Genomic DNA, 21,938 nt, shown 5'->3' on the forward strand with positions numbered 1-21,938 from the left:
AAAGATTCCGCATGATCGGATTCAGCGATTAATATTCGTACAGATAAGTTAAAGTGCCTAGGTAGCGGTAAGATCCGGTGGTTGGGCAGGCAGCAGTACCTGAGTCGCCATACAAATACAGACTTTGATGGTTTTGCAGCGCCATTTTGGCCTGAATCAAAGCCTCTTTGTTATAGGTTACGAAATAGTTGGTATAGGCTGGCAGTACGTTGTGTTCCGGCACGGTGTAGATATAACCGTATGTCGTACCGTTTACATTATATTCGTAGACGCCGGATACATAGGTCCAACCTCCGCTGCAACTCGCCGCATTGGCAGCACTGGCACCGAACATGGAAGCGGCAACGACAGATAGCATTAAGAATAGATTTTTGATTGTTTTCATGACCTTCACCTTTTGTAAATTAAACACGCGAGTGGATGAATTAACGCTGTACTTGCTTCTCGGGTAAAAATTGGCTTACTTTGAAATTCAAGGGCAGCATGTCCGGCGGCATTTACGCTGCTGTTTTGCTGGCGGCGTAATTAGCGGGGACGGTGTTAATTTAGGGAAATCGAGAGATGCTATCTGTTAAGTTGTTGGCTGGGAAAGTGTGAGGTTTTTCACAGTTTTATTGGATATAGCTTTGCTGGGTTTTGGGTTTTTGTGTCGCTGGCGCGACGGGTGTTTTATATGTCGGGTCTCGGCCCGACAGCCGAGTGACTTTTCTTTGTTTGGCCAAAGAAAAGTCACCAAAAGAAAGGCCACCCGGAATTCCGCCTTAATCCTGCGCTTCTCGCTTTTGGCGAGGGTTTTCGGAAGGGGCTTCCTGCCCCTCCGAAAACGAGCGGCATCCCTGCCGCTCCCCCTTCGGGCTAATCTCGCCAAAAGCTCCGATGCTCGGGGCGGAATAACGGGAATAGTCCACTTCAGCGGTAATTGTGTGCAGGAAAGGTTTTTTGGTAGGCTGGGTTGGAACGATAGTGTAAACCCAGCTTTGAGCTTTATCGCTCGGTTTCGCGTTGCTCTACCCAGCCTACGAGCTCCCCTGCGCGAAATCAGGGGATAAACCCCATCGCGGCAGATTGTAGTGGTCAACTTTTTTCGGACACCAAAATAGGTTGTTGATCTGCCATTTTCATTTCATAGCCGTTGGGCGGCAGGTAGCCCAATGACGAATGCAAGCGCCGACTGTTGTAGAAATTGACGATATAGTCGGTCACGTCTCGGATGGCCTCGGTATGGTTGGCATACTGGCGGTGCCAGACGCGCTCCATTTTAAGATTCAGAAAGAATCGCTCCATTACGGCATTGTCCCAGCAGTTGCCCTTACGACTCATGCTGCCCTGAAAACCATGATGGGCCAGTAACGCCCGATATTCGTGACTGGCGTACTGACTACCCCGGTCGGAATGGACGATCAGGCCCGGCGGCGGTCGGCGCTGGGCGATGGCGATTTGCAAGGCGGTGCAGACCAGTTCTGTCGGCATGTTGGGTGCCATGGCCCAACCGACGATTTTGCGCGAATAAAGATCCAACACCACCGCCAGATACAGCCAACCGCTCAGGGTCCGTATGTAAGTAATGTCCGAGACCCAAGCTCGGTTGGCCTCGGCTTGCTCAAACTGGCGATCCAACACGTTCTCGTACACCGGCAGGTTGTGGTTGCTATCGGTGGTATGCACAAACTTGGGTTTCCAGATCGGCTTGATCTGGAGTTCCTTCATCAGGCTGCGCACCCGATGACGGCCAATCTCGATTCCCTGTTCCGCCAGTTCCTTGCGCAGACGACGACTGCCATAGCATTGACCGGTGGCTTCGAACAGACTGCGCAGTCGAACCCGCGTGCCGCAAAGCGCTTGAGGCTGCCGTGCTCGTCTCTGGGCCGCATACCATCCCGACCGACTGACGCCCAGTAACTGACAACCCTGCTGCACCGTGACGACCTTCTCTGCCGTTAACTGGTGAATCACTTGGTGTTTCATCGCAGTTCCTTGGCAAAGAAGGCCGAAACCTTTTTTAGCAATTCGTTATCCGAACGCAGTTGCCGATTTTCTAATTCCAGCTGCCGAATCCGCTGCTGGTCAGGGGTTAACGGCTTACCTATGCCCGGTTGACCGGATTGCTCGGCCTGCACCTGCTTCAGCCAGCGACGTACCGCAGTCTCGCCCAGCTTCAGCTCCTGACAAACCTGAGGAACCGTGAGTCCCTGTTCATGGATCATTTGTACTACTTGCAGCTTGAACGCCGCATCAAAACTTCGCCTTTCTCGTTTCATTCGTTTCACCTTGAAGGTTGATAGTTTATCAACCTATTCGGGTGTCCGTTTTTATTAGACCACTACAGATAAGATTGGAAAGTTAAATTTGAGGCGTAGGGTGGGCAATTTTGCCCACCACTTGGCATTAATTCCGCGTGAGCACTAAATCGTACCCACCCTACTAGGCTAATTCATGAATGCAAACAATAACCTGCGTAATCTTGTCACTGAATCACTAGTGATTGCCATTGTTCCATTGATTGCTTACGCAACGGCAATCGCCTACGAGGCTGGATACAATTCAATTTTTGACATACCAGTTGAATTGATTTCGATATCTACTGTTAATATTTATATCGCTATTGGTTATGTGCTTTCGGTGTTTTGTTTTATTGCATTTTATGCTCAATCATTATTCAGTATATTTGGCAAAACAATAAAAATATCAGATCCCATAAAAAACATATTACTCAAGCACTTTCTGCCTCTTGGCTTGATGTTGATTGTTTCAATGATGGCTTTTGGAATTAGGCTGTGGCGTGATTATTTTTGGATAGCCATCATATTAATCATATGGATCATTATCTATTTTATACCACCCATTTTTAGGAAAGATAAGACAAAAAGTTTTGCAAGTTATTTTGATAGTCTAGAGGAAGAGGAATTAAAAAAATTTAATGGCAGCGAATCATTGGCTCAAAACATTCTCAACTCATTCGGTATAAAGTTTTATAATTTAAGCCTTCTTTTATTTTGTTCATTTCTCACTATTTATTCCGGATATGGCCTAGGCAAACGAATTGCCCAAGAACAGGAGTACTTTCTAATTGATAAAGACAGGCCTAACCTAATTTATCTAAAGTTACTGGAAGATAAAATAATTTCTGCCCAGTACAATGGTAAAACCCTTAGCGACTTAACGATTAATAAGATGCCTCCAGAAACCTCAATAACCTTTATTAAGAAGAAAATTGGGCCATTAAGCTCTCGTAGGTCAGATTAACGATTCCAGAGTGTCGGGGTCGGAGCGATAATTGACTGGAGAGCTTTATATTTGGGGAGGGTTTGAGCGGATCAGCCCGAAGGGGCGCGGCAGGAATCCGCGCTTTTTTCGCAGGGGCTGGGATGCCCCTTCGAAACACCCCGTTCAAACCCTTCGGCGCGCAGGATTAAAGCGGCATGGGGCGGCCTTTCTTTTGGGCACTTTTCTTTGACCGCCCAAAGAAAAGTACCTCGGCTGTCGGGCCGACAAATCGGTAGGATAACCGATTTGCATGCGGAGCACCCTTAGGGCGAAACACATGCATGTGTTTCGTGAAACCGACTTAAAACAAAACCCGTCGCGACAGCGACACAGCCAACGTGTTGGGTTACGGCTATCGCCTAACCCAACCTACACAAAGTAAAACAATGCTAAAACTCACCGAAACCACCAATACCGAAGAAACCCCCGACGACACCCTAACCCTCCCCTTCGAGGCCCGGCAAAAATCCCGCCAACCGGCAACCACAAAAGGCGGCATCCAAGTCGGCGTATTTTTACCCCGGGGCCAAACCCTAAGACACGGGGCAATCCTAACCAACGGCCAAGGCTTTAAAGTGCGCATCGACGCAGCGCCAGAGCAATTGTCGGTGGTGAAATGCAGCGACCAATTATTGTTCGCCAAAGCCTGTTACCACCTGGGCAACCGCCATATCGCCCTGCAAATTCTGCCGGACGAATTGCGTTACCTGGCCGATCATGTGCTGGATCAAATGCTGGTGGGTTTGGGGTTGACGGTCGAACATCACACCCTGCCCTTTGAACCGGAAAGCGGCGCGTATCATAGCCATGGTCACTGATTTGTCTCTGATAAGGCTGCTGCAACTGGTCAGCCCCGGCTTGCCGATCGGCATGTACAGCTATTCGCAAGGGCTGGAGCGGGCGGTAGACGATGGCTGGCTTACCAGCACCGAGCAAGTGGCCGACTGGCTGCACGGCTTGTTGCAAAATGGCTTAACCCAAGTGGATGCGCCGATTCTGGCTCGGCTTTACGACGCCTGGCACGCGAACGATTTGGCTGGAGTAGAACTTTGGAGCAAAACCTTGATGGCCTGTCGGGAAACCGCCGAATTGCGCGCAGAGGATAGACAAACCGGCCAAGCCTTAGCACGCTTACTGGTGAACTTGGAATTACCAGAAGCGGAGACTTGGCAAAAGCGGCCGGATGCCACCCTGGCGGCTTTGTTTGCCCTGGCTGCAACACGATGGCAAATCAGCAAAACTGACGCAGTCACCGGTTATCTATGGGGCTGGCTGGAAAATCAGGTGTTGTGCGCGGTCAAATTGGTCCCGTTGGGGCAAGTGGCCGGGCAAAAGCTATTAAAAAGTCTGGCGGGGGAATTGCCGGCTTTGGTCGATCAGGCTTTGCAATTAACCGATGCCGAAATCGGCGGCAGTTGCTTTGGCTGGACGCTGGCCAGCAGCCGGCATGAGATGCAATATTCGCGGCTATTCAGATCGTGAAACAACAAAAACGTAGCCTCGATGCAATCGAGGTTTGAGCAACCTTCACCCCGGATTACATCCGGGCTACTTTGGATGAAAACATGACTGATAAACAAATATTACGAGTAGGCATCGGCGGCCCGGTCGGCTCGGGTAAGACAGCGCTGGTGGATGCCTTGTGCAAGAAGATGCGCGACGATTACGAGATCGGCGTGGTCACCAACGATATTTACACCCGCGAGGATCAGCAGTTCTTGATTCGTAGCCAGGCCTTGCCGGAAGAGCGGATTTTGGGCGTGGAAACCGGCGGCTGCCCGCATACCGCCATCCGCGAAGACGCGTCGATGAATCTGGCAGCGGTGGATGAGTTGTGCGAGCGCTGGCCAGAGCTGGATTTTGTAATGGTAGAAAGCGGCGGCGACAATCTCAGCGCCACCTTTAGCCCGGAACTGGCTGACCTGACGATTTACGTGATCGACGTGTCGGCCGGAGACAAGATTCCGCGCAAGGGCGGCCCCGGCATCACCCGCTCGGATTTATTGGTGATCAATAAAATCGATCTGGCGCCTTACGTCGGCGCCTCGCTGGAAGTGATGGACCGCGATGCGAAAAAGATGCGCGGCGAGCGGCCGTTCGTGTTTACCAATATCAAAACCGGCAATGGCTTGGAAGCGGTCGCTGACTTTATTGTCAAGCAAGGCATGCTGCAAACGCATTAATGGCGATAGTCAGTCAAGGTTGACTTTTAGCCAGCACTGGTATGCTCAAGGATAATGGATTAGGAGGGAAAAATGATGAAAACCGCGTTTTTAATAGCCAGCTTGTGGGCTTGCTCCGTGTCGGTAGCCGGAGCCGAGACTTGCCCGGAATTGTTGAATTACAAAATGACCAAGCTTCGCTCCCATGAGCAAATCGATTTTTGCCAGGCGTTTCAAGGCAAAGTGATCCTAGCCGTCAATACCGCCAGCAATTGCGGCTACACGCCGCAATTCAAAGGTCTGGAAGCCTTGTATCAAAAGTATAAGGATCAAGGTTTGGTGGTAGTCGGCTTCCCATCCAACGATTTTAATCAGGAGTTCGCCGAAGCGGAGAAAACCGCTAACGTCTGCTATATCAATTACGGCGTGACCTTCCCCATGCTGGAAAAAAGCCAGGTGAAGGGGACAGGGGCGAACGGTTTTTTCCAAAAGTTAGTTAAAGCCACTGGGCAGGCGCCGGCCTGGAATTTTCACAAATACTTGATTGATCGTAGCGGAAATAGCGTGGCGGCCTTTCCCAGCGATGTGACGCCGGAACAGCTGGATTCGAAGATCAGCGCCTTGCTATCCGCTAAATAGTGTTGTAAACCTCACCTCTCGCCGGCGGCATGCCGGCATTTTTTATTCGGACGAGACGACAATGCGCAGAATAGGGCTTTACTGGTTTGGTAATGATTTACGGATGCATGACAATCCCAACCTGCAACAAGCCAGCGCGGTCGTCGATCAGTTGCTTTGCGTCTATTGTCTGGACCCTGCCTGGCTGGCACCCAACCAGTACGGTATGGCCAACCTGTCGGCCCAGCGTTGGCGGTTTTTAAAAGAAGCCTTGCAGGACCTGGATAGAAATCTCCAGCAAATCGGTCAGCAATTACTGGTTTGTTACGAAGCACCCGCAACGGCTATCAGCACGCTAGTCAAAAAACACGGCGTTTCGGTAATTTATCGCAGCCGCCACTGCGGATTTCAGGAACGGCAACAATGGCAGGGCCTGCAAAAGCTTTTGCCGGGCCTGCGTTTTGTCGAATCGGACACGCAAACCCTGTTCAACCTGAAAGACCTGCCCTTTGCCCAATTGCCGCAGTCCTTTACCCCATTCAAGGACAGGGTCGAGCAGTTGCCCATCGACCATCCCTTACCGCCGCCCGATGCTCTGCCGCCCAGCCCCGAGCCCAAATCGGATTGGCTATTGAATTTCCCGGTGTATTTACCGGCCAGTTCAGCACTCGATGCGGAGTTGGCCTTTCGTGGCGGCGAGACGGCGGGCAAAAAACATCTTAAAGCGTATTTCCACAGCAGCTACCCCAGCCGTTACAAAGACCAGCGCAACGAACTGGACGGTTGGGAAAATTCCACTAAGTTTTCGCCCTGGCTGGCCCACGGCAATCTGTCAGTACGAAAGATCTATTCCAGTTTACGCCGCTACGAACAAGACAATGGCGCCAATGAATCAACCTATTGGCTGTATTTTGAATTGCTCTGGCGGGAGTATTTTCAATGGTACGGCCATCAGTACGGCAAGCAGCTATTTGCGTTTCGCGGCATCAAACAACGCCGGCCATTGACCTGCTTCTATCCGGAACGCTTTCAAAAATGGTGTCACGGTTACACGCCTTATCCGCTGGTAAACGCCTGCATGAAACAACTCAACGCCACCGGCTATATGTCCAATCGCGGTCGGCAAATCGTCGCCAGCTGCTTGGTCAATGAATTGGCCGTGGATTGGCGCTTTGGCGCGGCTTATTTTGAGCAACATTTGCTGGATTACGATGTGGCCAGTAATTGGGGTAATTGGCAATATCAAGCCGGGGTGGGCGCTGACCCGCGCGGCCAGCGGCATTTTGATCTGGAAAAACAAACCAGGTTATACGATCCAGACGGGAAGTTCATTCATAAGTGGCAGGCTGAAATCCGCAATCTACCCTTGGATTCGGTCGATGCCGCCGATTGGCCGGTGGACCCGGCCGCCGCGAAACTGGCATCTATATTGTCGGCTTAGGCTAACGATCCAACTCCTCTGTTTGCTGAGATGCTAACGGCTTATTCCAAAACTTTTCGCGCAGGATTCGCACCCCAAATAAAATTCCAGCCCATCGTCTTGCGTTACGGAAATATTACCACCGGCGCGTATCGTCCATTTGCTGGGACGTCCGTGAAAATTCGCAGTTCCTTTCACAAAACAGGGTAAATAGAAATAGCCTTCCAGATACTCCACCGATGTTATCGGTCTGGCTTTGCGCAAAACGCTTTTTGCTTTCGGCGTGGAAAGTTTAAAGTCCTCGCAGAACGCCCCAGGCTGGTCGGCACCGGCCATTACTACCCGCACCTGAGTAAACCCATCAATCGCAAAGGCATTTAACGAGAATATGGCCGCGAAAACCCAAAAAGCGGTGCGTACTGTGTGTGACGGAACCGAACGCATCACATTTACCACTTTGCGGAGCTTGCTTCGCTAGGTTGTTTATAACCGACCTCGGAGTGTTTATAGATGTCGTTGGCGGTCAACCCCAACAATTCCTCCAAGGTATCTATCAACCATTTGAGCGATGCATTTTGCTCGTCGCTTACCAAATCATAACCCTTATCGGCGGAAAAACCGGAGACGATTTCTATGCCTATGGAATCTTCATTCGTTGGATAGCGATCTGGATACGTTTTAGCTTTTTCGTGCTGATAGAGTTTATTTACCCGCGCCACGTAAGACTTCTTTTGCTCGAAAAGAATAGCTTTTACATTTTTCAGCTCGTCCGTACTGCAATTTCCAAACTGATAACAACGGCTGCGAATTTCGCCGACATGCCAACATTTTTGATTTACCCGCGCGGTTTGATAAATGCTGCCATCAACGTCGATTAGAAAATGCGCGCCGTTTTTCCCATTTTCGTAGCTGCTGAAGGACGAAGCCGATGTTTTGCTGCCGGTTTGGTGAACGACAATTGCATGCACGTTTACCAAATTACCTTTCTCGATCTTCGTGGAAATCTTGTCGGTTACCTGAGCGGCTAAGACTTTACCGTCCTTCAATGTCGGTTTTACACTATCCGCCACCGTTATCTCCAAAAATTATTACTTAACGCTACCCCATCCCTGATCGTTCGAATGGCCGGGTGACCATCCAGTAGTAACGCCTTTCCAGCCAAGCCGATAATTTGCCAAAACCGGCATATTCGAGCAATTTTGCATCTCCGGCAAAACCAGCCGCTAGCGTTTTATACCCCTATCAGACCGCAGCTTACCTAGCGTTGATGCAACAAGCGAAACAACCAAAACCCGGCAAACATCGCCGCAACAAACGCATAATTACCCAACACCCCGGCGCTTAATCCCAGCAGAGCCGGTCCTGGACAGAAACCGGACAGCCCCCAGCCGACGCCGAATATCGCCGCACCGGCAATCAGTTTGCCATCCACACCGGTCGGTACGCTAGCGGAAGGTTCTTGCTCGCGATCAGCGGCGTCATTATTGCGATGCATCAAATAGCGCGCCAGCCCCAGCGTCAACAAAGCACTAGCCATGACGAAGGCCAAACTAGGATCCCATGCCCCCGCCACATCCAGAAACGCCAAGACTTTGGCCGGATTGCTCATGCCGGCCACAATCAAACCCAACCCAAACAGCAGGCCGTAAGCGAATAAATAAACTGTATTTTTCATCAAGAAAGTCCGGTTTAGAGCAAGTGACGAACAATAAATACTGTGATACCGGCAGTCAGCATGAAGGTCAGCGTCGCCACGATGGAACGAACCGACAAGCGGGCGATACCGCAAACACCATGTCCGCTGGTGCAACCGCCGCCAAGCCGCGTACCGTACCCCACCAATAGGCCGGCAATTGCCAGCAGACCGGGCGAGGCATCCAAGTCCAGCGCGATGTCTGCGCCGCTCAAGCGATACAGGGGCGCGCTGGCCAGCAGGCCGGCCAGAAACCAGCCACGCCAGACACTGCTCTCGCTCCAAGGCGGTAATATGCCTGCCGCGATGCCGGAGATGCCGGCGGTATGTTTATGGGTAAACAGCAATAGGGCTGCAGATAGCCCGATCATCGCGCCCCCGGCCAGCGCGGATAAAATCGTCAAATAATTCATGCGTGAGTCTTGCCAAAAATCCGGTATTGAATCAGAAACCGCAATACCAAACCAGGGTTACCGCACTTTAACGCCGATAAAAATCGCTTTGATTACACTCATTTTAAAATTGCTCACGCACGCTAACAGCGACTATCCCTGACATTCTCTTTACTCGCCGAACAGCGACGAGCTCAAATAACGTTCACCGGAATCCGGCAACACCGCGACGATAATCTTGCCGGCATGTTCCGGACGCTTGGCCAGACGCACTGCAACAGCAAGCGCCGCGCCGCTGGAAATACCGGCCATAATGCCCTCTTCCTTAGCAAGGCGTCGTGTATAGGCGATGGCTTCAGCGTCTTCCACCGGCTCGATCAAGTCAATCAACGACAAATCCAAAATCTGCGGCACAAAGCCGGCACCTATGCCTTGAATGCCATGCGGCAAGGCTTGCAAAGGCAACCCGGCGCGGGTCTGGCTTAATACCGGACTGCCGGACGGCTCGACAGCGACACTGAGTACCGGTCTACCGCAATGTTTTTTCAGATAACGCGACACACCGGTAATCGTACCGCCGGTGCCGACGCCGGCGACAAAGATATCGACCTGGCCGCCGCTATCGCGCCAAATTTCCGGGCCGGTGGTTTGCTCGTGGATCGCCGGATTAGCCGGATTTTTAAATTGTTCCAGCAATAGATAATGCTCAGGGTCGGCCGCGGCAATCGCCTCAGCCTTTTCCACTGCTGCGCGCATACCCAGCGCGCCATCGGTCAGCAGCAAGTTCGCCCCATACGCCAATAATAATGTGCGGCGCTCCTGGCTCATATTGTCCGGCATCGTTAACGTGATGGGAATGCCACGCGCGGCAGCCACCGCAGCCAACGCAATACCGGAATTACCGCTGGTGGCTTCCAGTAAAGTTTTGCCTGCCTTTAATAAGCCTTGACGCTCGGCGGCCCAGACCATCGCCGCACCGACCCGACATTTCACCGAATAGGACGGATTGCGGCCTTCAATTTTCACCAGCAGCGTCGCGTTCAATCCTTGGCTGATATGATTGATCCGCACCAAAGGCGTTCGACCTATCGACTGGGAATTATCTGAGTACCAAGCGGGCATGGCGGGTTTCCTGTGGGATACGGGGGTTACTCTGTGTAAGAAAAATGACCCGACCTATTGTGCCGGATTCTAAAACCATTCGCTGACGGCCTTTCTTAGAAAAGCTATCCAAGCAGCAGGCCTATTTTTATTCACCTCTCAAGTAGTTTATTTGCATAAAACCCGTGGCACACCGCTTGTAATCAGTATTCTTCCAGTGATCAAACGGTGTAATAGAATCGTTATTTGAATTGAATAACAAAAACAGGTATAAGCCTCTGCGAAGGGGGAGTAATTTTTTATTTTTTGAGGTTGTATAAATATGAATATTTTCACAAATCGTTTAAAGCAAACCATGCTTCTGGCTGCGGGATTAAGCTTGGTGGCTCCTGTTTCAATGGCGAGTACATGGGCCGGAACGGCGAATTATACAGCCGCTCCTGGCGCTACTGGCGACGAAGCGATAGTAGGCCCATTTGATACTTACGATTTTGGTTCAGGCATTACCTTGGTGCAATTTACCAGCGCAACTACCTTTACTGCTTATTTCCAAACCATGGTGGATGGTCATTTCCTGAATAATGCCGGCATCAATGTTCCGGAATTGAATATCTCCGGCGCGGGCTCGGGTTTTGAATTGACTGTGGCTGCAACCCTGAACGGCACCTACAGTAATTTCTCAGGTTTCCAATCCTTCAACTTCTCGAGCGGAGCAGTTAACCTGTATTTTGACACGACACCCGATTACAGTTTTACGGGCGATAGCGGCTTCAACAACGGAGCTGCAATTTTATCCGGCACCGTAACCGGCGGTTCCGGGGTCATATCGCCAGCAGGCGTAGGCGCCGAGCAACTGGATTTAAATTTTTCCGGTATTTTTGGTAGCTACGACTCCAACGTCTACACCCCAGGCATAACCGGCGGCCACTCAATTTTTTCGATCAATTTGAACAACTCATCTTTACTGTCGGGAATTAATAGCGTTTTGGGCCAAAACAAAAGCACCGGCGTACTTGCTGCCGTAGATGGCTCGATCCAATTGACAGCTGTACCTGTACCTGCTGCTGTGTGGCTGTTTGGCACTGGCCTGATCGGCTTGATTAGTGCCGGCAAACGCAAAAACAGTGTTGCTTAAGCTCTATATCTAAAGCACGTCCAATTCATCGCCCAAGCTACGCTATCGCTTGGGCGATGAATTATTCCGGACCGAAGTCTAAAGCTGTAATCCCTTGGAAAACAACAAACAAATCCCAAACAAGCCTTCCCATTCGTCGCCGGGCAGTTGGCCTTTGATCTGGCTATCAGCATTGGCGCTGGCCTGCAAAATACCCTGCAAATCCTTGCTTTTCAACCTCTGCAAGGCCTCTTGCACCAACTGTTTGCGCTTATCCCATATCTGATATTTTTTGTAAAGTACTTCTGGGTTGCCGCCGCGTTTCAATTCGGTCTTGATATTCACCAGCGTTCGCGCTTCGCGGCTAATAGCCCACAGTACCACCGGCGCCGCGACACCTTCCGCTCTGAGCCCGGCAAGAATTTTAACGGCTCGATTGACCTTGCCCGCCAACAAAGCGTCCATCAACTTAAACACGTCGAAGCGGGCGCTATCAGCCACATCGTCCTCAACCATGGCCTTGCAGATACTATTCGAGCCGTGCAAGATGTAGAGCTTTTCAATTTCCTGGGCTGCGGCAAGCAAATTGCCCTCGACTCGCACCGCTAGACTCTTTAGAGCATCCCCTTCCAAATGCATGCCCTTCCGCTCCGCCCTGCGCTGCAACCAGTTTAGTAACTCCGATCCTTGTAACGGCCACACCTGCACGACGGTCGCCACTTTATCCAAGGCCTGAAACCATTGCGACTTCTGAGCCGCACTATCCAGCTTACCGGCCGTGATCAGCAATACGGTATCTTCGGGTGGACGCTGACAATACGCGCTTAGGGCTTTACTGCCTTCCAAACCCGGCTTGCCGGAAGGCATGCGTAAATCGATGAGCTTTTTGTCGGAAAAAATAGAAAGGGATTCGGCTTCGAGAGTCAATTGCGGCCACTCGTTGCCGGTATCGACAGCAATGACCTCGCGAGTGGAAAAACCAGCCTCGCGCGCCGCGCGCCGAATGTCGTCCGCCGCTTCGCCAAGTTGTAAAGGCTCGTCACCGCTAACCAGATAAACCGGTGCCAGTTCTTTGTGCAAGGCGGCGGTTAACTGGTCAAGCTTTAGGCGCATACTTATTTTTTCTGCGTATCGACGGCTATCCTGGCTCTGGCTAATATCATCCGCGCCACTTGCTTATAGATTTCGTTACGAATCAATTGCTCTTCGTTGCCTTTCGCCAGCACTGCAGTTTGGTCGTTAAAAAACTCCCTGGATATTTCGATCACTTGTTCGTCCATCAGCGCATTTTCCTTACTGTCGAAAAATTGAAAGCGCAGATAGTATTCCAACTCGGATTCACTGGATTTACCGGTTGAGCCGATGGTCAGCACCCGGTTACGCATGTCTTCCCGTAGCACCTTAACTACCACGCCTGCATCGTTGGGAGAACCGACGATTTTGCCTTTCGAGGCTTTCATGATCGCTTGCAATTCGCCCTGTAAGGGCTGGGAAGCGCCAAATACATACATATTTTTCAGCACTTCCGGCATCTCTATCGAACCGCGCAGATGGTATCCGCAGCCAAGCAGCAGCGCCAAAGTTCCAAACAAGACCATCCGGCTCAAGTGATTAATCATCTGCTTCTCGAAAATCCAGCGTTTAAACAACGATATTCACCAGTTTTTGCGGCACTACAATCAGCTTTTTCACCGGCTTACCTTCCAGGTAACGCTGCACGTTCTCGTCAGCCAAAGCCAACGCTTCGACTTGCTCTTTGGAAGCCGTCGCCGCTACCGATAATTTCCCGCGCAACTTGCCATTGACCTGCACCACCATCTCGATGGCATCCTGTTGTAACGCCGATTCATCAATAACCGGCCATGCCGCCACCACGATGTCATCGTTGTGGCCCAACTCGTTCCACAGCTCTTGTGACGCGTGCGGAATAATCGGGGCCAGCATCAAGACGATGGCTTCCAGCAGTTCCTGGCGAGTTGCCCTGCCATTGGCACTATCGTCATCAAATTTATTCAACGCGTTAACCAACTCCATGTTGGCGGCAATCGCGGTGTTAAAAGTATGGCGACGGGCCATATCGTCGCTGACTTTTTGCAAGGCCTGATGCAACTGGCGGCGCAACACTTTTTGATCGTCGCTCAATGCTGCCTTATCCAATGACTGATTCGGCAAACCGGCTTCGACGTGCAGATAGACTTGCCGCCACAAACGTTTCAGAAAGCGGAACGCGCCTTCCACACCGGCATCGTTCCATTCCAGCGATTGGTCCGGCGGCGAAGTAAACATGGTGTACAACCGCACCGTATCGGCGCCGTATTTGTCGATCAAGACTTGCGGATCGACGCCGTTGTTTTTCGACTTGGACATCTTCTCCACTGCGCCGACCGTGACTGGCGAACCATCTTCCAGCAACTTGGCGCCAATAATCTTGCCTTTGGCGTCGCGTTCGACATCGATTTGGGTCAGATTGAAATAGCGCTTATGGCCGTGATCGTCGATTTGATAGAAGGTTTCAGCGATCACCATGCCTTGCGTCAGGAGATTCTTGAACGGCTCGTCGCAAACCACCAAACCTTCGTCGCGTAGCAACTTGGTGAAAAAACGCGCGTACAGCAAATGCAAAATCGCATGTTCGATACCGCCGATATAATGATCGACCGGCAACCAATAATTGGCGCGCTGATCCAGCATCGCGGTGTCGCAATCCTGGCTGGCGTAACGAGCGAAATACCAGGACGATTCCATAAAGGTATCGAAGGTATCAGTCTCGCGCCGCGCCGGCTTGGCGCATTGCGGACAAGTGGTATGCGGGAAAGTCGGATGTGCAGCCAGCGGCGATTGCGAGCCATCCAGCACTACGTCGCGCGGCAAGGTTACCGGCAACTGATCGTCCGGCACCGGCACGGTACCGCAGTCATCGCAATAAATCACAGGAATCGGCGCACCCCAATAGCGTTGCCGAGAAACGCCCCAGTCGCGCAATCTGAAATTAGTTTTGCGTTCGCCCTTGCCCAAGCCGGCCAGTTTGGCGGCGATGGCATCGAAAGCTTGCTTGAAATTCAAGCCGTCGAATTCGCCGGAATTTTTCAACACACCTTTTTCGGTAAACGCCTTTTCGCTGACACTGTCGTCCGCACCATCGGCTGCGGCAATAACTTCCTTGATGGCAATGCCATATCTCTTCGCAAATTCATAATCGCGCTGATCGTGCGCAGGTACCGACATGACCGCACCAGTGCCGTAGTTCATCAATACGAAGTTAGCAATCCACACCGGCACCGATGCGCCAGTCAAAGGATGAATGGCGTGGTAACCGGAAGCAATACCGCGTTTTTCCATGGTTTCCATCGCCGCTTCCGAGGTTTCCATCTGCTTGCAGGATTCTATGAAGGCAGCGATGTCGGCATTGTTCTCCGCCGCTTTCAATGCCAACGGGTGTTCGGCGGCCACCGCAACGTAAGTCACCCCCATCACGGTATCGGGGCGGGTGGTATAGATGCGAATCGGCGCGTCAAAACCATCGACCGCAAAATCCATCTCCACACCTTCGGAACGGCCGATCCAGTTGGCCTGCATGGTTCTGACCTGCTCCGGCCAGCCGGGCAGTTTATCCAGCGAGGTCAGCAACTCGTCGGCATAGGCGGTGATTTTTAAAAACCACTGGGAAATTTCCTTTTTCTCGACTTGGGTGTCGCAGCGCCAGCAGCAGCCGTCGATCACCTGTTCGTTCGCCAGTACGGTTTGGTCGTGCGGACACCAGTTGACCGGCGCGGTCTTTTTATAAACCAAGCCTTTTTCCAGCAGACGCAGGAAGAACCATTGTTCCCAACGGTAATAGCTGGGATCGCAAGTCGCCAGTTCGCGGCTCCAGTCGTAACCAAAACCCAGCCGTTTCAGCTGGTCACGCATATAATCAATATTCGAATAGGTCCAGTCGGCGGGATGCACCTTGTTTTGCATCGCCGCGTTTTCCGCCGGCAAACCGAACGCGTCCCAGCCCATCGGTTGCAGTACATGTTTGCCTTGCATCCTTTGAAAACGGCTGATCACGTCGCCAATGGTGTAATTGCGGACATGGCCCATATGCAGCTTGCCGCTGGGATAAGGAAACATCGACAGACAATAGTATTTTTCCTTGCCGGTATCTTCAGAGGCAGTAAAAACCCCGGATTTTTCCCAGTCGGCCTGTACTTTTTGCTCTATTTCCGACGGCTTGTAATGCTCTTCCATCCTATTCGTCTTTTGCTGTAAAAAGGCGCTAGAATACCTTAGAGACGCTTAAAGCTAAAGCGTGAAAATTAAAACAACACCGGGAGCAGCCATGGGCGAAAACAAACTGATCAAAGCGTACGACGATCTGATGGGCCATCTTTACGAAGCGTTGGACGATACGCTGCACACCGTCGCCGACGCGTTGGAAATAGCCAAGGAAAAAACCAGCGCACTGGGCGGCCATACCCAAGAAGAAATCAATAAAATCGCCGACTACGTGATGCGCGACGTGGAGCATGTTGCCACCGCGCCATCGCAACAAAACGACAGCAACTCGCTGTCCGAATGGTTGAAGTTTGACATCGATTTGATCGAAAACTTTGCCTTGGACGCCTTCATGGACATCGCCGACAAAACCAAGGTCAAGCTGGCCGCACTGGAGATGGAAGCCAAGCTGTACCACCCCTATAAAAGCGGTGAAGTAGCCGGCCCCGGCACTTTCGTCTGCGATGCCTGCGGCAAGCAAATCGCCTTCAAGTCCACCAGCGTTATACCGGCCTGCCCCGAGTGCAAAGGCGACAGTTTCTCACGCGTTTGATATTGCAGGCTTTAACCTTATAATGCGGGCTTTTATTTTTTAACAATCGAGGGCGATTATGCGCAGGGTGATTTTCAATCAGAAAGGCGGCGTGGGTAAATCTACCATTACCTGTAACCTGGCAGCCATCAGCGCCGTCGAGGGTAAAAAAACCCTGGTGATCGATCTCGATGTGCAAGGCAACTCAACCCAATATTTACTTGGAAACAAGGTCGCCGATTCCGACAAGACCATCGCCCACTTTTTCAAGGACAGTCTAGGCCTCGGCCTCTTCGGCGGCGGCAAGGAAGGCTTGGACGGTTTGATTCATGAAACCCCCTTCCCCAACCTTTACGTGCTGCCATCCCATTCCGACCTGGAAGGCTTACAAAGCAGATTGGAATCCCGGCATAAAATCTACAAATTAAAAGAAGCTCTGGAAAAACTGGAAGGCTTCGATCAAATCTATATCGACACCCCACCTATCCTGAATTTTTACAGCCTGTCCGCGTTAATCGCCGCCGAAAAATGCCTGATTCCCTTCGACTGCGACACCTTCGCCCGCGAAGCACTGTACACACTGATGCGCGCCATCGCTGAAGTCAAAGCCGATCATAACGACAGACTGGAAGTAGAAGGCGTCATCGTTAATCAATATCAGAAACAAGCCAACCTGCCCCGCCAGTTGGTTGATGAACTGATCGCCGAAGGTTTGCCGGTACTGGAAACCAAAATCTCCACCTCGGTGAAAGTCCGCGAGTCGCATAGCGATGCTCAGCCTTTGATTCACTACGCGCCAACCCATAAGTTGACCGAAGAATACCGGGCCTTGCATTTGGAAATTCACAAATAGCCGTTTAGCAAACACCAACATTAAAAAAGCCAGCAATGCTGGCTTTTTTGTTTTAAAGGACACTACAAACCGGTGCGTGAACGTAGGGTTTACCCGATTAACTCCATCATTGATTTCTCAACCCTCATGTTCAACCGACAAAAGGCCTTGTGCAACACCTCCCAGCCTTCGAAAGAAACGATCACCCAATTCTCGGTGCTGCGATCCCATTCCGTGTCCAATAACACACCCAACCGCACCAGCTGCTTAAAGGTGTCGTCGGAAGGTGCATCGATATGCGCCAAGGCTGCTTCGAGTTGATTTGGCGGGATCAAACGGGCTGCCGGTTGATCATTACCCGCATGCCGGTTTGCATACATGATATACCCTGGATTAAGCTGCAATTTATGTAAATCTTGACAGTAAGCATCAAAATTTTGAAGCGGGAACTGCAACATCTGACTCATTTCCATACTCCCTAGCTGCGCTAAATAATTATTTCGGTCAAGCTACACTCGTTGATAGACGCTTGTTGGGGCTTCAACGTATGCGCCAGCCGCAGTTCGCGAAGCATCGCGCGTTTCTTGGCTTGATGCTGCTGCATACGCCTGAGAATATCGTCCAAAACGCGCACCGCGCTAAGCACATGCGGCCCCTTGTTGATCATCACACACTCCGCCCGGTCGCCCATGGCGGCATCGGTAATTTCCGCCCGCGAGGGCATCCCCTCCTTGGCCAGAGTTTCCAGAACCTGCGTCGCCCAGATCACCGGCACATGGGCAGCTTCGCAGATCCATAATATTTCTTCCTGCACTTCGGCCAGCCGTTCAAACCCACACTCCACAGCCAAATCGCCACGAGCAATCATCACCCCGCAACAAGGCGCTCGCATAGCAGCCAGCAACATGGCCGGCAAGTTTTCGAACGCCCGCCTGGTTTCAATTTTTAGCACGATCGCCGGCCGTCTATCCCCCAGACGCGCCATATGCTCATGCAGCAACTCGACATCATGCGCGCTATTGGCAAAAGACAATTCCACGACATCAGCGTTTTCGACCACGAAACCCAGATCTTCGATATCCTTGGCCGTCAACGCACTGATCCCTAGTCTGCTCTCGGGCAGATTGATCCCCTTATCGCCTCTCAGTTTTTCACCGCGCGCACGCACATGGGTGATTCTGACCAGAACTTGGGCAAACTCAACTCTATCGATCACGCCACCAATTTTGCCATCATCGAACCAGATCGGCTCTCCCGCTCGAACATCGTCAAAAATCTCCGGAATGGAGCAACCGATCATGGCCGGCGTCAGCACCTGGCCGCTACTGTCATAAGTTGCCGGCCGACCGGGCGCCAGGTCACGCGTTAAGATCAACAAATCGTCCTGTTTTAGCAAAATGGCATTTTCAGCTTGCGGTAACAGATTGATAGTCACTTGGCGATCATCGGCATGAGCCACCTTACGCTCGTGATTCAAAACCGTGCCGGGAACGATATAAGCGCTTTGCGTCGCCTCCGCCCAATAACCCTGCTCAGTAATGTCAACCACTGCCAGGTTTCGTTTCGCGCCGCGGGCATCGGTGAATTTCAGTTGCTCACCCAGGTATAAACGGCGTAGCCATTCGCCTGGCAATAGCAAACAGGCATTAGCGGGTGAAGGCGGAGCAGTGGGTTGCGACACGTCCGTTAACCAGACGCGCGCCGGCGCGATGAGTCGGCCGTGGTCGTCGTGCGTCGGACGAATTCGCAGCACCGCTAATCGCGGATCGAGCGGGCCGGTCCGCAACTTGGGACCGGCCAGATCCATCACGACACGACAAGTTTTGCCCAGCGCGCGCTCGGCTTGTCGCAGATGGGCTATCATTTGCATCCATGCCACCGTGTCATCATGGGCGCAATTGATGCGCATACAATCCATGCCTTGCTCAAGCAGATTGTGAATTAGCGAATAGTCTTCCGCCGCTTCGCTGGGCATGGTCACCATGATCCGCACACCACGGCCATTTGCAGCCTCCCCCAACAAGCAATGAGTATGGTCGACCAGCAATCGCTCGCCGGCGGCAAAATCCACCACTACCGTCTCTTGATTAGGCGGCACCCACTCCTGTCCGGTTAAGCGATGCAAAACCTCCAAAACCGCATCGATGGTTGCCAATACATGCGATTCCGCTCGCCCCAACGACGACAGCCCCAGGGCAGCCAGTTTTAGTTGCAAGGGCCTGAGGTCGCGGCGGCGCAGCGCTAGATAATGCAGCATATTACGGGCGCTATCCCGGTTATTGCCCTCCACTTGATCGATGCGCTGTTGACACCCCGCGGTTTCGGCAATCATTTCCGCGCGAATGTCCATCAATTCTCTCAGGACCTCATCGACCACGGCGTCTTGCAAATAAGTGTTTTTGGTAACGGGATTCGTTGTCAAAGATCGCCTCTAAAGCCAAGCGGTCGGCTTGTCCGCTTAATCAGCTGGGATTGTTAATGCAACTTTCCTTAATCGCAAGACCGCCATGCCGCACATCAATACCGTCCAACATGAAAATCGCGTGCTCGGCGATGTTCCGGCAATGCTCTCCGCAACGCTCCATGGCTTTCATCATTTGCATCACATCCAGAGCTCGGCGGATCATGCGGGCATCGTGCAATACTAAGGTTAGTTGATGCTTGATACCCTCCTGCAATTCCGACTCGCAATCCCTGTCGCATTGCAACAGGGCGTAAGCCTGCTTGGAATCCCGACTTTCGAAAACCACCATCAGTTTATCCAAAATCAGCTTGATTAAACCACCCATTTTTACTATGTCCGTCAGCAGCTTTTGATTGGGGTCGCTAGTGTTCGGGTCGAACAACACCGTAATCAGCTTGGCGAACTCGACAATCTCGACACCGATTTTCTCCAGCTCCACCGCGATTTTCGATGTTGACAATACATAGCGCAGATCATTTGCCACCGGACAATGCCGGGCAATGATGTTCAATACTTCGCCATCAATCTTGCTTTCGAAATGTTTGACCTTTTTATGCCGCGAAACGACTTTTTGCGCCAGTTCGCCGTCGCCGTAATCCAGGGCCTGCATCGCCTGCTCCAGCTGATAAACCAAAAGGTCCGTCATATCCAGCATCAAACTGTGCATATGCCCCAAATCGGTGTCATACGCATGCAAGGTATGCACATTATTGGGTGTGTCTGTTTGCTTCGTCATCGTCAGTTCTCTTGCTTGTTTAGCCAGGGTCTCGGTAATAAGCAAACCTTAGAACAAGTACATTACAGGAATGTGACATAACCCTGTCAGACACGCGAAACGTGGCTCGTTAGCTATTGTTTTTAAAAAACATATTTCTAACAGCCATAGTCTAAAGCCTGCAAAAAGCCCCCAAAAAAATCCGTCGCCCACATTCACCGGCAAAAAAGCGACAAGCCGACTCTGTCATGCTGTTGTCATAAACGCAGACAAGAATAGCCTTCGTCCGATACCAATATTTGGCGTTTGCTTATGAATACCTCTTTTTATCGCACCATCTGGATTTCCGACCTGCACATTGGCTCGACCCAATGCCAGGCCGATGCCCTGCTGGATTTTTTAAAACATAACGACAGCGAAAAACTGTACCTGGTCGGCGACATCATCGATTTTTGGGCCTTGTCCAAAAAAATGTATTGGCCGCGCGACCACAACACCATCATTCAAAAAATCCTGCGTAAAGCCAGACACGGCACGCAAATTATCTACGTACCCGGTAACCACGACGAAAACGTCCGCGATTACGACGATTACGTGTTCGGCGACATCGTCGTGAAAAACTCGGACATTCACACCACCGCAAAGGGCAAACGCTTCCTGATCGTGCATGGCGACGAATACGACACTATCGCCAAACATCACCAGTGGCTGGCAAAGATCGGCAGCTTGGGCTACGACTGGCTGATCGAAATCAACCGTTTCCTGCGGCTGTTTAGACGCCTGTTCGGTAGGCAATCGCACTTCTCATTAGCGGCGTTTGTGAAGTTCAAAGTCAAGAATGTGGTGCAATTTATTTCCGATTACGAGGAAAGTATTGTTCGCACTCTAAAAAACGAAGGCCTGGACGGCGTAATCTGTGGGCATATCCATCATGCCGAAATCAAGGAAATAGAAGGCTTTTTGTACGTCAATACCGGCGACTTCGTGGAAAGCTGCACGGCGATAGTCGAACATCAGGACGGCAGACTGGAATTGATCCGCTGGCTGGCGCAAGAAACGCCGCAATTAACGCAGCAGCATGACGGAGAATTGCCGCACCTTGGCTAAACCGTCATCCGGCTAATTGCTAAACCCTTAGCACGACTGGTCTGATTGGCGTTTGTATTACATGTCACAAAAACTTCGCTAAACCGTCACGGTATCTTAACCCTCCCGCCTCTGTTATCCCGGAAAATGTGACCGGGCTTGCAGAATTTTGGGAAATTACCCAATGACGCGCTCGTCGCCTTCCCCCTTAGACCGACGAGTGCGTTTCTCTGCGAGTCAGCTCAGGCCCAAGGCCTGTTTACTGATTTTTAAGCACAGAGACCATCC

General features: G+C 51.5%; 23 protein-coding genes. 10 read left to right on the forward strand and 13 right to left on the reverse strand.

Annotated elements, in window-relative coordinates:
- Nucleotides 1-28: 28 nt before the first annotated feature.
- Nucleotides 29-385 (reverse strand): hypothetical protein, encoded by a 357-nt coding sequence (locus tag G006_RS0107995; protein WP_020482657.1) that lies wholly within the window; start codon nucleotides 383-385, stop codon nucleotides 29-31.
- A gap of 689 nt (nucleotides 386-1,074) precedes the next feature.
- A protein-coding gene (locus tag G006_RS0108000; protein WP_235048809.1) for an IS3 family transposase occupies nucleotides 1,075-2,258 on the reverse strand; the annotation gives its coding sequence in 2 pieces (ribosomal slippage) (nucleotides 1,075-1,994 and nucleotides 1,994-2,258; 1,185 coding nt in all).
- Nucleotides 2,259-2,433: 175 nt separating this feature from the next.
- On the opposite strand from G006_RS0108000, the gene G006_RS0108010 reads away from it, so the two are divergent.
- The 6 genes from G006_RS0108010 to G006_RS25195 all read left to right on the forward strand — a co-directional run bounded on the left by G006_RS0108010 (nucleotide 2,434) and on the right by G006_RS25195 (nucleotide 7,485).
- Nucleotides 2,434-3,243, forward strand: coding sequence for a hypothetical protein (locus G006_RS0108010; RefSeq protein WP_020482658.1), 810 nt, complete (start codon nucleotides 2,434-2,436; stop codon nucleotides 3,241-3,243).
- A 407-nt stretch (nucleotides 3,244-3,650) separates the two neighbouring features.
- Nucleotides 3,651-4,082, forward strand: coding sequence for an urease accessory protein UreE (gene ureE, locus G006_RS0108015; RefSeq protein ID WP_020482659.1), 432 nt, complete (start codon nucleotides 3,651-3,653; stop codon nucleotides 4,080-4,082).
- Entirely contained in the window at nucleotides 4,072-4,746 is a 675-nt protein-coding gene (locus tag G006_RS0108020; protein ID WP_020482660.1) for an urease accessory protein UreF, read from the forward strand. Before ureE ends, G006_RS0108020 begins: the two co-directional genes overlap by 11 nt.
- An 83-nt stretch (nucleotides 4,747-4,829) precedes the next feature.
- On the forward strand, nucleotides 4,830-5,447 hold the full coding sequence (ureG, locus tag G006_RS0108025) for an urease accessory protein UreG (RefSeq protein ID WP_020482661.1): 618 nt from the start codon (nucleotides 4,830-4,832) through the stop codon (nucleotides 5,445-5,447).
- Nucleotides 5,448-5,519: 72 nt separating this feature from the next.
- Nucleotides 5,520-6,065, forward strand: a complete 546-nt coding sequence (locus G006_RS0108030; protein ID WP_235048842.1) for a glutathione peroxidase — start codon at nucleotides 5,520-5,522, stop codon at nucleotides 6,063-6,065.
- A gap of 61 nt (nucleotides 6,066-6,126) precedes the next feature.
- The gene (locus G006_RS25195) at nucleotides 6,127-7,485 is read left to right on the forward strand and encodes a DASH family cryptochrome (RefSeq protein ID WP_051067674.1); all 1,359 of its coding nucleotides are present in this window, start codon (nucleotides 6,127-6,129) and stop codon (nucleotides 7,483-7,485) included.
- A 33-nt stretch (nucleotides 7,486-7,518) separates the two neighbouring features.
- On the opposite strand, the gene G006_RS0108040 is transcribed toward G006_RS25195, so the two are convergent.
- The 5 genes from G006_RS0108040 to cysK all read right to left on the reverse strand — a co-directional run bounded on the left by G006_RS0108040 (nucleotide 7,519) and on the right by cysK (nucleotide 10,671).
- A complete protein-coding gene (locus G006_RS0108040; RefSeq protein ID WP_020482664.1) occupies nucleotides 7,519-7,908 on the reverse strand; it encodes a hypothetical protein in 390 nt (129 codons plus the stop codon).
- A 5-nt stretch (nucleotides 7,909-7,913) separates the two neighbouring features.
- Complete coding sequence (locus G006_RS0108045) at nucleotides 7,914-8,534, reverse strand: peptidoglycan recognition protein family protein (RefSeq protein ID WP_020482665.1); 621 nt, start codon at nucleotides 8,532-8,534, stop codon at nucleotides 7,914-7,916.
- A 188-nt stretch (nucleotides 8,535-8,722) separates the two neighbouring features.
- A complete protein-coding gene (locus G006_RS0108050) occupies nucleotides 8,723-9,139 on the reverse strand; it encodes a DUF6691 family protein (RefSeq protein WP_020482666.1) in 417 nt (138 codons plus the stop codon).
- A 14-nt stretch (nucleotides 9,140-9,153) separates the two neighbouring features.
- Complete coding sequence (locus G006_RS0108055; RefSeq protein WP_020482667.1) at nucleotides 9,154-9,570, reverse strand: YeeE/YedE family protein; 417 nt, start codon at nucleotides 9,568-9,570, stop codon at nucleotides 9,154-9,156.
- Between the two features lie 150 nt (nucleotides 9,571-9,720).
- Entirely contained in the window at nucleotides 9,721-10,671 is a 951-nt protein-coding gene (cysK, locus tag G006_RS0108060; protein WP_020482668.1) for a cysteine synthase A, read from the reverse strand.
- 301 nt (nucleotides 10,672-10,972) lie between these two features.
- Here cysK and pepA point away from each other — a divergent pair, with 301 nt between their 5' ends.
- Nucleotides 10,973-11,785: a flocculation-associated PEP-CTERM protein PepA gene (gene pepA, locus G006_RS0108065; RefSeq protein WP_020482669.1), complete on the forward strand. Its 813-nt coding sequence runs from the start codon at nucleotides 10,973-10,975 to the stop codon at nucleotides 11,783-11,785.
- Nucleotides 11,786-11,863: 78 nt separating this feature from the next.
- Here the strand turns inward: pepA and holA are convergent, their stop codons facing one another.
- From holA to leuS, 3 genes are read right to left on the reverse strand one after another with little or no spacing between them, the layout of a single operon-like run.
- Nucleotides 11,864-12,877: a DNA polymerase III subunit delta gene (holA, locus tag G006_RS0108070; RefSeq protein ID WP_020482670.1), complete on the reverse strand. Its 1,014-nt coding sequence runs from the start codon at nucleotides 12,875-12,877 to the stop codon at nucleotides 11,864-11,866.
- A gap of 2 nt (nucleotides 12,878-12,879) precedes the next feature.
- Complete coding sequence (locus G006_RS0108075) at nucleotides 12,880-13,383, reverse strand: LPS-assembly lipoprotein LptE (protein ID WP_033194114.1); 504 nt, start codon at nucleotides 13,381-13,383, stop codon at nucleotides 12,880-12,882.
- Nucleotides 13,384-13,405: 22 nt separating this feature from the next.
- Nucleotides 13,406-15,994, reverse strand: a complete 2,589-nt coding sequence (gene leuS, locus G006_RS0108080) for a leucine--tRNA ligase (RefSeq protein WP_020482672.1) — start codon at nucleotides 15,992-15,994, stop codon at nucleotides 13,406-13,408.
- 91 nt (nucleotides 15,995-16,085) lie between these two features.
- Here leuS and G006_RS0108085 point away from each other — a divergent pair, with 91 nt between their 5' ends.
- The gene (locus tag G006_RS0108085; RefSeq protein ID WP_020482673.1) at nucleotides 16,086-16,574 is read left to right on the forward strand and encodes a zinc ribbon-containing protein; all 489 of its coding nucleotides are present in this window, start codon (nucleotides 16,086-16,088) and stop codon (nucleotides 16,572-16,574) included.
- 58 nt (nucleotides 16,575-16,632) lie between these two features.
- A complete protein-coding gene (locus G006_RS0108090) occupies nucleotides 16,633-17,406 on the forward strand; it encodes a ParA family protein (RefSeq protein WP_020482674.1) in 774 nt (257 codons plus the stop codon).
- An 89-nt stretch (nucleotides 17,407-17,495) separates the two neighbouring features.
- Here the strand turns inward: G006_RS0108090 and G006_RS0108095 are convergent, their stop codons facing one another.
- The 3 genes from G006_RS0108095 to phoU are packed head-to-tail and all read right to left on the reverse strand — an operon-like array spanning nucleotide 17,496 to nucleotide 20,585.
- Nucleotides 17,496-17,852, reverse strand: coding sequence for a hypothetical protein (locus G006_RS0108095; RefSeq protein WP_020482675.1), 357 nt, complete (start codon nucleotides 17,850-17,852; stop codon nucleotides 17,496-17,498).
- Nucleotides 17,853-17,872: 20 nt separating this feature from the next.
- Nucleotides 17,873-19,807, reverse strand: coding sequence for a pyruvate kinase (locus G006_RS0108100; RefSeq protein ID WP_020482676.1), 1,935 nt, complete (start codon nucleotides 19,805-19,807; stop codon nucleotides 17,873-17,875).
- 40 nt (nucleotides 19,808-19,847) lie between these two features.
- On the reverse strand, nucleotides 19,848-20,585 hold the full coding sequence (gene phoU, locus G006_RS0108105) for a phosphate signaling complex protein PhoU (RefSeq protein ID WP_020482677.1): 738 nt from the start codon (nucleotides 20,583-20,585) through the stop codon (nucleotides 19,848-19,850).
- Nucleotides 20,586-20,876: 291 nt separating this feature from the next.
- Here phoU and G006_RS25200 point away from each other — a divergent pair, with 291 nt between their 5' ends.
- Nucleotides 20,877-21,671: a UDP-2,3-diacylglucosamine diphosphatase gene (locus tag G006_RS25200; protein ID WP_020482678.1), complete on the forward strand. Its 795-nt coding sequence runs from the start codon at nucleotides 20,877-20,879 to the stop codon at nucleotides 21,669-21,671.
- Nucleotides 21,672-21,938: the final 267 nt, after the last annotated feature.

Source organism: Methylomonas sp. MK1 (assembly GCF_000365425.1).
Taxonomy (GTDB): domain Bacteria; phylum Pseudomonadota; class Gammaproteobacteria; order Methylococcales; family Methylomonadaceae; genus Methylomonas.

Coding starts and splice junctions, on each gene's coding strand:
- phoU (WP_020482677.1), bottom strand. CDS start 20,585: ATGACGAAGCAAACAGACACACCCAATAATGTGCATACCTTGCATGCG.
- G006_RS0108075 (WP_033194114.1), bottom strand. CDS start 13,383: ATGATTAATCACTTGAGCCGGATGGTCTTGTTTGGAACTTTGGCGCTG.
- G006_RS0108030 (WP_235048842.1), top strand. CDS start 5,520: ATGATGAAAACCGCGTTTTTAATAGCCAGCTTGTGGGCTTGCTCCGTG.
- G006_RS0108010 (WP_020482658.1), top strand. CDS start 2,434: ATGAATGCAAACAATAACCTGCGTAATCTTGTCACTGAATCACTAGTG.
- G006_RS0108050 (WP_020482666.1), bottom strand. CDS start 9,139: ATGAAAAATACAGTTTATTTATTCGCTTACGGCCTGCTGTTTGGGTTG.
- G006_RS25200 (WP_020482678.1), top strand. CDS start 20,877: ATGAATACCTCTTTTTATCGCACCATCTGGATTTCCGACCTGCACATT.
- ureG (WP_020482661.1), top strand. CDS start 4,830: ATGACTGATAAACAAATATTACGAGTAGGCATCGGCGGCCCGGTCGGC.
- G006_RS0108095 (WP_020482675.1), bottom strand. CDS start 17,852: ATGAGTCAGATGTTGCAGTTCCCGCTTCAAAATTTTGATGCTTACTGT.
- pepA (WP_020482669.1), top strand. CDS start 10,973: ATGAATATTTTCACAAATCGTTTAAAGCAAACCATGCTTCTGGCTGCG.
- G006_RS0108020 (WP_020482660.1), top strand. CDS start 4,072: ATGGTCACTGATTTGTCTCTGATAAGGCTGCTGCAACTGGTCAGCCCC.
- holA (WP_020482670.1), bottom strand. CDS start 12,877: ATGCGCCTAAAGCTTGACCAGTTAACCGCCGCCTTGCACAAAGAACTG.
- G006_RS0108085 (WP_020482673.1), top strand. CDS start 16,086: ATGGGCGAAAACAAACTGATCAAAGCGTACGACGATCTGATGGGCCAT.
- leuS (WP_020482672.1), bottom strand. CDS start 15,994: ATGGAAGAGCATTACAAGCCGTCGGAAATAGAGCAAAAAGTACAGGCC.
- ureE (WP_020482659.1), top strand. CDS start 3,651: ATGCTAAAACTCACCGAAACCACCAATACCGAAGAAACCCCCGACGAC.
- G006_RS25195 (WP_051067674.1), top strand. CDS start 6,127: ATGCGCAGAATAGGGCTTTACTGGTTTGGTAATGATTTACGGATGCAT.
- cysK (WP_020482668.1), bottom strand. CDS start 10,671: ATGCCCGCTTGGTACTCAGATAATTCCCAGTCGATAGGTCGAACGCCT.
- G006_RS0108055 (WP_020482667.1), bottom strand. CDS start 9,570: ATGAATTATTTGACGATTTTATCCGCGCTGGCCGGGGGCGCGATGATC.
- G006_RS0108090 (WP_020482674.1), top strand. CDS start 16,633: ATGCGCAGGGTGATTTTCAATCAGAAAGGCGGCGTGGGTAAATCTACC.
- G006_RS0108040 (WP_020482664.1), bottom strand. CDS start 7,908: ATGCGTTCGGTTCCGTCACACACAGTACGCACCGCTTTTTGGGTTTTC.
- G006_RS0107995 (WP_020482657.1), bottom strand. CDS start 385: ATGAAAACAATCAAAAATCTATTCTTAATGCTATCTGTCGTTGCCGCT.